Raw genomic sequence first — 7,298 nt, 5'->3', positions numbered from 1 at the left:
GCGTGGGCTACAAGATGGGTGACTGGCGGGATACGCTGATTATGCAGCGCCGGCTTGGCGACGGCGACCTGACGATACCGGAGTAGATTTGGGCGAGGACCCGCAGCGGCGTCGCCTGCGGGGAGAGCCAAACGCGCCGGGACGGGCAATCCCCGAGCCGGCGCTTTGGGCAAAGCCTGGCGTCCGATTAATCGTTCTGCGCGGTCTGCGCGCCGCCTTTCAGCATCGCATCAGCCATCTGCGCTTCACGCTGCTTTTTATAGCTCAGAGCCGAAGCCGGAACCGGCATCACCTTCCCGGTCTCAATCCACGTCCGCAGGCGGCTGGCGTCGGCAAAGTGCGTATATTTGCCAAACGCATCCATCACCACCAGCGCCACCGGGCGCTGATTAATCACCGTGCGCATGATCAGGCAGTGGCCCGCGGCGTTGGTAAAGCCGGTTTTGGTCAGCTGAATATTCCAGTTATCGCGATACACCAGGTGGTTGGTGTTGCGGAACGGCAGCGTGTAGGCCGGCTGGGCGAACGTGGCCATATCCTCTTTGGTGGTGCTCAGCTGGCCGATCAGCGGATACTGCTCGGTGGCAATCAGCAGTTTGGTCAGATCGCGCGCGGTCGAGACGTTGTGAATCGACAGGCCGGTCGGTTCAACGTAGCGCGTATGGGTCATGCCCAGCGCCTGCGCCTTGGCGTTCATCGCGCGAATAAAGGCGTCATAGCCGCCGGGATAATGGTGGGCGAGGCTCGCGGCGGCGCGGTTTTCTGAAGACATCAGCGCCAGCAGCAGCATGTTGCGGCGGCTGATTTGGCTGTTCAGGCGCACGCGTGAATAGATCCCCTTCATTTCCGGGGTATGGCTGATGTCCACGCTCAGCATCTCATCCAGCGGCAGATGGGCATCAAGGACCACCATGGCGGTCATCACTTTGGTGATGGAGGCCATCGGGCGAACCAGATCCGGCTGGCTCTGGTAGACAATTTTTTTACTCGCAAGATCGACAATCATCGCGCTACCGGAAGCGATATCCGGCTGCATGGCGTGAACGGTCGCGGGGGTTTTTGCTATCGCCTGGGGCGCAAAAGGAACAGCCAGTAGCAAAGTCAGGCTGAGCAAAGAAACTCGAAATTTCGGCATGGTGAGCATTCTGAAAAGTATTTTTGCACGTTATACACGTACGCTGCGGCGCTGAAGCAAAAACGACGCTGGCAAAAGCCATCATACCGCGCCACGGCCGCGCCTGGCTAATAAGAATAGTGAGCAAATGCTGCATTGCCAGCATAAAAATCCATTTATGCTGGCAATGTATGTTGTTAGAACAGCCGGTAGCCGTAGCCCCACAGGATAACGGTTATCGCCAGCAGCACTTCCAGCACCAGCACCCCAATTGCGAGGGTGGAGCTGGCAAAGCTTAGCCCCTCTTCACGATTGATACTCAGGAAGGTTGGGATCCCGAGATAGAGCAGGTAGCCGGTGTAAAACAGCGCCACCGTGCCGACAAACGCGCACAGCCAAACCAGCGGATAGAGCGCCACGATCCCGCTTAAAAACAGCGGCGTCGCGACGTAGCCTGCAAACACCATGCAGCGTTTTAGCGAGGGCCGCTGCGGATAGCTTCTCGCCATCCACCAGATGACCCGCCCCATCACCGCCACCCCGGCGAGCATCACGGCATAAAACAGCACCGCGAGCGCCAGCCCGGTAAACAGCGACGGTTTTATCACGGTGCCATCGCCGAAGTTCCAGCCCAGCTGCGTGGTGCCAATAAACGCGCAGATAACCGGAACCGCCGCCATGATCAGCACGTGGTGCGTGTAGTGATGCGAAATCGTTTCGTTTTCGCTCTTGATAACGCTCATCTCTTGATTCGGATGAGAGAAGAGTCCCCAGACATGGTTCATAGCGTCCCCCTTGTCACGGCTTCGTACAGCAGTGATACAAGTATAATTCACCCTGAGAGATTATTTTGCGTACAGCGATAAAAAGGCACTTAACCTCATTTTAAGCGCCAGGGTGTATGCTTAGGCTTTAGGGTAAAAACGTCGCGTCATTCAGGACGGTTAAGAGTGGCGGCCGGGCCCGGCACAGGCCGCGCGCCGGCTCTGCCGGAAAGATGCCGCGAGGAGGGAGGATTTTTTTTATGGATATCAATAACCTGATTTCCCATTATGGCTACGCTGCGCTGGTCATCGGCAGCATAGCGGAAGGCGAAACTATCACCCTCCTTGGCGGAGTGGCGGCGCATCAGGGCTTATTGAAGTTTCCGCTGGTGGTCATTTCCGTGGCGCTGGGCGGGATGATTGGCGATCAGCTGCTGTACCTGCTCGGCAGGCATTTTGGCGGCCGGCTGCTGCGACGCTTTTCCCGCCAGCAGGCGCGGATCCGCAAGGCGCAGCGCATGATCCAGCGCCGCCCCTACCTGTTCGTCATCGGGACGCGCTTTATGTACGGCTTTCGCATCATCGGCCCGCTGCTGATCGGCGCCAGCCGCCTGCCGCCGAAGGTCTTTCTGCCGCTCAATATCCTCGGGGCGATCGTCTGGGCGCTGCTGTTCACCACCCTCGGCTACCTGGGGGGAGAAGCCATTGGCCCGTGGCTGCACCATCTTGATGGCCATCTCAAGCACGCAGTCTGGCTGATCCTTGCGGTTGTGCTGGTGGTCGCCGCGCACTGGTGGCTGAAGCGCCGCGAGGCGCAAAGAAAAGAGTAGACGGGCACCCCGGCCGACGTCGTCGTCGCCGGGGAAAACGGGATTACTTCGCGGCCTGGCGGTAGCCGCCGCCCAGCGCGGAGGTCAGCTGAATGTTGGCATCCAGCCACTGACCGTGCAGGCGCAGCGCGGAAATCCGCTCTTCGAGCGCCGGAAGCTTCGCCATACTCACTTTCGAACCCGGCAGGATCCCGGCGTTCCTCCGCGCCTGCGCCAGATCCACCATCCGCCCGGCGTCTTTTTCGACCTGCTGCTGCTGCTGATTTTTCTCCATCAGGGTCTCTACCTGGCTCGCCGCCTTCGCCACCTGATTCACCGCGTCAACGACCGCTTTGTTATACTTTGCCACCGACAGATTGTTCTGCGCGCTGACGATATCCAGGTTAGCGTTCAGGCGGCCGCTATCAAAGACAGGCAGCGTCAGGCCCGCTGAGAGCCCCATCTGCTGCGCCGAGTGGCGGAACAGATCGCTTAAATGCAGGGCATCCTGCTGCAGGAAGCCCATCAGGTTAATATCCGGATAGAACGCCGCTTTCGCCGCATCCACCTCACTTAAAGAGGCTTCGATATACCAGTGCGCCTCCTGCAGATCCGGGCGGCGCGCCAGCAGCTCGTAGCCCAGCTCGGTCGGCATCTGCGTGCTGACGGCGGGCAGAGGCGCCGGACGGAGGTTCAGCGCCCGGCTCTGGCTGTTGGTTAAGGCCATCAGACGCGCCTCAATCTCCTTCATGCTGCCGGTGACATCGGCCAGCTGCTGATCGGTTTTGCTGACGTTGATATCGTTCTCCGCCCCCTCAACCGAGTTGGTGATCCCGCGCTGGTACAGCGCGCGATCGACGCTGACGATATTGTTCTGCTCATCCTTCAGCTGCTGCAGCACGTTTTTCACCGCCGCCTCGGTCTGCCACTGCCAGTAGAGGCGCGCCACGCTGCTTGCCAGCAGCTCCCGGGTTTGCGCCTGCTCGGCTATCTGCGCCTTCACTTCGCCGATGCGGGCCTTCACCAGCGCGCGATTTTTCCCCCACAGATCCAGATCCCAGCCCGCCGTCAGGCCGAAGGTGCCGTTGGTATACCACGGCCCGGTGTTGCCATCGGTATCGGTCGCAAAAGGCCCCATCAGCCCCTCTGAGGACATTTTCTGCCGCTCAACGTTGGCGGAAAAGTCCATCTCCGGGCCAAGGTTGGCCTGCGACATCCGCGCCTGGGCTTCCGCCAGCTTTATCCGCTGATCGGCAATCTGCATATCCGGCGCGTTGGCTAAGGCGCGCTGAATCAGGCTGTTCAGCTGCGGATCGCGGTACTCTTGCCACCAGCTGTCGTGCGGCCAGCCGTTTTTCACGCTGGCAGGCAGCTCCGTTGCCACATGGGAGGCAGGGGTCTGCTGCTGCGGCGCAGTGCCGGTATCGTGTGACGGCGCGCAGCCGGCCAGCGCAATGACCAGGGGCAGCCCGGCGATAACGCGTTTGCTCAGATTCAGGTTCATGAGATAGGTCAGATGACTTAATAGGGTCGGTTATAATAAATTAATTGCCTTCGCGCCGTTAAGTAAAGCGTGTGGCTAGCCAAATCAACTATTTAAAAATAAATAAATGAATTCACGGAGTGAACATGAGCCAAAATATTTACGATGATCCGCGCTTTTTCGCCGGCTACGCGACCCTTGACCGTTCGGTAAAGGGCCTTGACGGCGCGCTGGAATGGCCCGCCATACAGCAGATGCTGCCGCCGCTATCCGGCCTGCGGGTGGTTGATCTCGGCTGCGGCTACGGCTGGTTCTGCCGCTGGGCTCGCGACCAGGGCGCGGCGCAGGTGAGCGGGCTGGATATCTCCAGCCGCATGCTCGAACGCGCGCGCGAAATGAGCGAGGGTCAGGATATTGACTACCGCTGCGCCGATCTGCAAACCCTGACGCTGCCCGCCAACGGCTGCGAGCTGGTCTACAGCTCGCTGGCCCTGCACTATCTACCGGACGTGGCCCCGCTGTTCGCCACCGTGTATCAGGCGTTAACCCCCGGCGGCACGCTGCTCTTTTCCGCCGAGCATCCGGTCTACACCGCGCCGCTGCGTCAGGGCTGGCAGGAAGATGCCGCGGGGCAGAAAAGCTGGCCGGTCAGCCACTATCAGCAGGAGGGCGAGCGCATCAGCAACTGGTTTGCCGATGGGGTAAAAAAACAGCACCGCAAGCTCGCCAGCTGGATAAACCTGCTGGTTGCCGCCGGCTTCGTGATTGAACATCTTGACGAGTGGGGCCCGACGGCGGCGCAAATTGCCGCCCAGCCGGGCCTCAATGAAGAAAAAGAACGGCCGATGATCTTTTTACTGCGCGCGCGTAAGCCGGCGTAACCGGCTGGCGGCCCGGAGCGGCCTACTCTTTCAGGCTGGCGCCGTTGCTGGCAATAACCTCTTTATACCAGCTAAAGCTCTTCTTCCTGCTGCGCGCCAGCGTACCTTTACCCTCGTCGTCACGATCGACGTAAATAAAACCGTAGCGCTTGGAGAGCTCGGCCTTCGAGGCGCTCACCAGGTCGATGGGCCCCCAGCTGGTGTATCCCATCAGCTCGACGCCGTCGTCGATAGCCTCCCGCGCCTGCAGCAGATGATCGTTCAGGTAGGCGATGCGGTAGTCATCATTGATGCTGCCGTCCGCTTCGACCTTGTCCTTCGCGCCGAGGCCGTTTTCAACGATAAACAGCGGCTTTTGATAGCGATCCCACAGGACGTTAAGCAGCGTGCGCAGCCCCAGCGGGTCGATTTGCCAGCCCCACTCCGAGCTCGCGAGGTGCGGGTTGGGCACCATGCTGAGAATGTTGCCGCGCGCTTTTTTATTCAGCTCCTCGTCGGCGGTCACGCAGCCGGTCATATAGTAGCTAAAGGAGATAAAATCGACGGTCTCCTTCAGCGCCGCGCGGTCGGCGTCGGTTATCTCAAGGCTGATATCCTGCTCGCGGAAATAGCGCAGCATATAGCCCGGATAGGCGCCGCGGCACTGCACGTCGCCGAAGAACTGCCAGCTGTGGTTCTGCTGCAGGGTCTCAAAGATATCTTCGGGGCGGCAGCTGAGCGGATACATCAGGCCGCCGAGCAGCATATTGCCGATTTTCCCGTCTTCGACTATCTCGTGGCAGGCCTTAACCGCCAGCGCGCTGGCCACCAGCTGATGATGAATCGCCTGGTAGACCGCCGCCTTGCTGCTGCCCTCCGGCAGGCCGACGCCGGTCATCGGCGCATGCAGGGACATGTTGATTTCGTTAAAGGTGAGCCACAGCTTGACCTTATGCTGATAGCGGGCAAACACCGTGCGCGCATAGCGCTCAAAGAAGCCGATAACCTCGCGCCCGCCCCAGCCGCCGTAGTTTTTCACCAGCGCCCACGGCATTTCGTAATGCGACAGCGTCACCAGCGGGGTGATGTTGTGCTGCGCCAGCTCATCAAACAGCCGGTCATAGAAGGCCAGTCCGGCTTCGTTCGCTTCGCTATCGTCGCCGTTGGGGAAAATGCGCGTCCAGGCAATCGACACCCGCAGGCAGTTAAAGCCCATCTCCGCAAACAGGCTGATATCTTCCGGATAGCGGTGGTAGAAGTCGATGGCGATATCCTTGATGCCGCTGTCGCCGGCCACGCGTTCAACCACGTCGCCAAATACGCCGTGCGGCTGAACGTCTGACGTCGACAGCCCCTTCCCCTCTTCAAGATACGCCCCTTCCACCTGGTTTGCCGCGGTCGCGCCGCCCCATAAAAATGTTTTTGGGAATGTCTTCATCTCTCTCTCCTGTAATTAATGGCTGACGGACAGCAGCGGCTGGCCGGCGTCAACCGCGCTGCCAGAGACAATATCAACGCTGCGATAGCCGTCGCTGTTACTGATAATAATCGGGGTTGCCAGGTCATAGCCGGCATCCAGAATCGCCTGGCGATCGAACTCCAGCAGCAGGTCACCGGCCTGCACCCTGTCTCCTTCCTTCACGTGGGCGGTAAAGGGCTCGCCGTTGAGCTTAACGGTGTCGATACCGACGTGGATCAGCAGCTCAATGCCGCTGTCGCTGAGCAGGCCAATCGCGTGTTTAGTCTGGAATAGGGAGGCCACTTCGCCAGAGAACGGGGCGATGACCCTGCCGGTGGCGGGAATAATCGCCACGCCCTGCCCCAGCAGGCCGCTGGCGAAGGTGCCATCGGGTACCTGATCCAGCGCCAGAACGCTGCCGGACATCGGGGCCAGAATATCGTTTTCGCCTGCCTGAGCGGTGACGACGGCGGCCTGCTCCACGCTGCTCTTCGGCAGCCCGGCGACAAAGGTCAGCGCGCAGGAGATAACCAGCGCAGCGACGATACCGATCGCGCCGCCCCACAGGGTGGCATCAATGCCCTGGGGCGGGATCATCTGCGCAAGGGTGAAAATATTGGCAAAGCCGAAGGAGTAAACGTGGCTGTCGCTGAAACCGACAATCGCCCCGCCGATCGCCCCGGCCACACAGCCGAAGATAAACGGCCGGCGCAGCGGCAGGTTCAGGCCATAGATAGCCGGTTCGGTGATGCCAAAAATCCCGGCAGAGATAGCCGACCCGGCCAATACTTTTTGCCGCGCATCGCGGC

Annotated in this window: 7 protein-coding genes and 1 pseudogene; 3 read left to right on the top strand and 5 right to left on the bottom strand. The window is 60.2% G+C overall.

The features are described 5' to 3' along the window. Nucleotides 1-86 (top strand): annotated as a pseudogene (locus PFH44_RS22840) (GNAT family N-acetyltransferase); the annotation flags it as partial. Nucleotides 87-187: 101 nt separating this feature from the next. On the opposite strand, the gene pbpG reads toward PFH44_RS22840, so the two are convergent. Both pbpG and PFH44_RS22830 read right to left on the bottom strand, forming a co-directional pair. Further along, on the bottom strand, nucleotides 188-1,135 hold the full coding sequence (pbpG, locus tag PFH44_RS22835; RefSeq protein ID WP_095100767.1) for a D-alanyl-D-alanine endopeptidase: 948 nt from the start codon (nucleotides 1,133-1,135) through the stop codon (nucleotides 188-190). Nucleotides 1,136-1,311: 176 nt separating this feature from the next. Then, entirely contained in the window at nucleotides 1,312-1,899 is a 588-nt protein-coding gene (locus tag PFH44_RS22830) for a Yip1 family protein (RefSeq protein ID WP_045855849.1), read from the bottom strand. A 239-nt stretch (nucleotides 1,900-2,138) separates the two neighbouring features. On the opposite strand from PFH44_RS22830, the gene PFH44_RS22825 reads away from it, so the two are divergent. After that, complete coding sequence (locus tag PFH44_RS22825) at nucleotides 2,139-2,708, top strand: DedA family protein (protein WP_283826245.1); 570 nt, start codon at nucleotides 2,139-2,141, stop codon at nucleotides 2,706-2,708. A gap of 43 nt (nucleotides 2,709-2,751) precedes the next feature. Here the strand turns inward: PFH44_RS22825 and mdtQ are convergent, their stop codons facing one another. Then, entirely contained in the window at nucleotides 2,752-4,191 is a 1,440-nt protein-coding gene (gene mdtQ / locus PFH44_RS22820) for a multidrug resistance outer membrane protein MdtQ (protein ID WP_283826244.1), read from the bottom strand. 125 nt (nucleotides 4,192-4,316) lie between these two features. On the opposite strand from mdtQ, the gene PFH44_RS22815 reads away from it, so the two are divergent. Continuing rightward, entirely contained in the window at nucleotides 4,317-5,051 is a 735-nt protein-coding gene (locus PFH44_RS22815) for a class I SAM-dependent methyltransferase (protein WP_283826243.1), read from the top strand. A 22-nt stretch (nucleotides 5,052-5,073) separates the two neighbouring features. On the opposite strand, the gene PFH44_RS22810 is transcribed toward PFH44_RS22815, so the two are convergent. Then, a complete protein-coding gene (locus PFH44_RS22810) occupies nucleotides 5,074-6,468 on the bottom strand; it encodes a glycoside hydrolase family 1 protein (RefSeq protein WP_283826242.1) in 1,395 nt (464 codons plus the stop codon). 15 nt (nucleotides 6,469-6,483) lie between these two features. Next, nucleotides 6,484-7,298: glucose PTS transporter subunit IIA (locus tag PFH44_RS22805; protein ID WP_283826241.1), on the bottom strand; the 815-nt coding region annotated here is incomplete at its 5' end.

Source organism: Klebsiella sp. Ech2A, from assembly GCF_030078455.1.
Taxonomy (GTDB): Bacteria; Pseudomonadota; Gammaproteobacteria; order Enterobacterales; family Enterobacteriaceae; genus Klebsiella; species Klebsiella terrigena.
The sequence above is the reverse complement of the archived record's forward strand: the minus strand, read 5'-3'. Positions and strand labels throughout refer to the sequence as shown.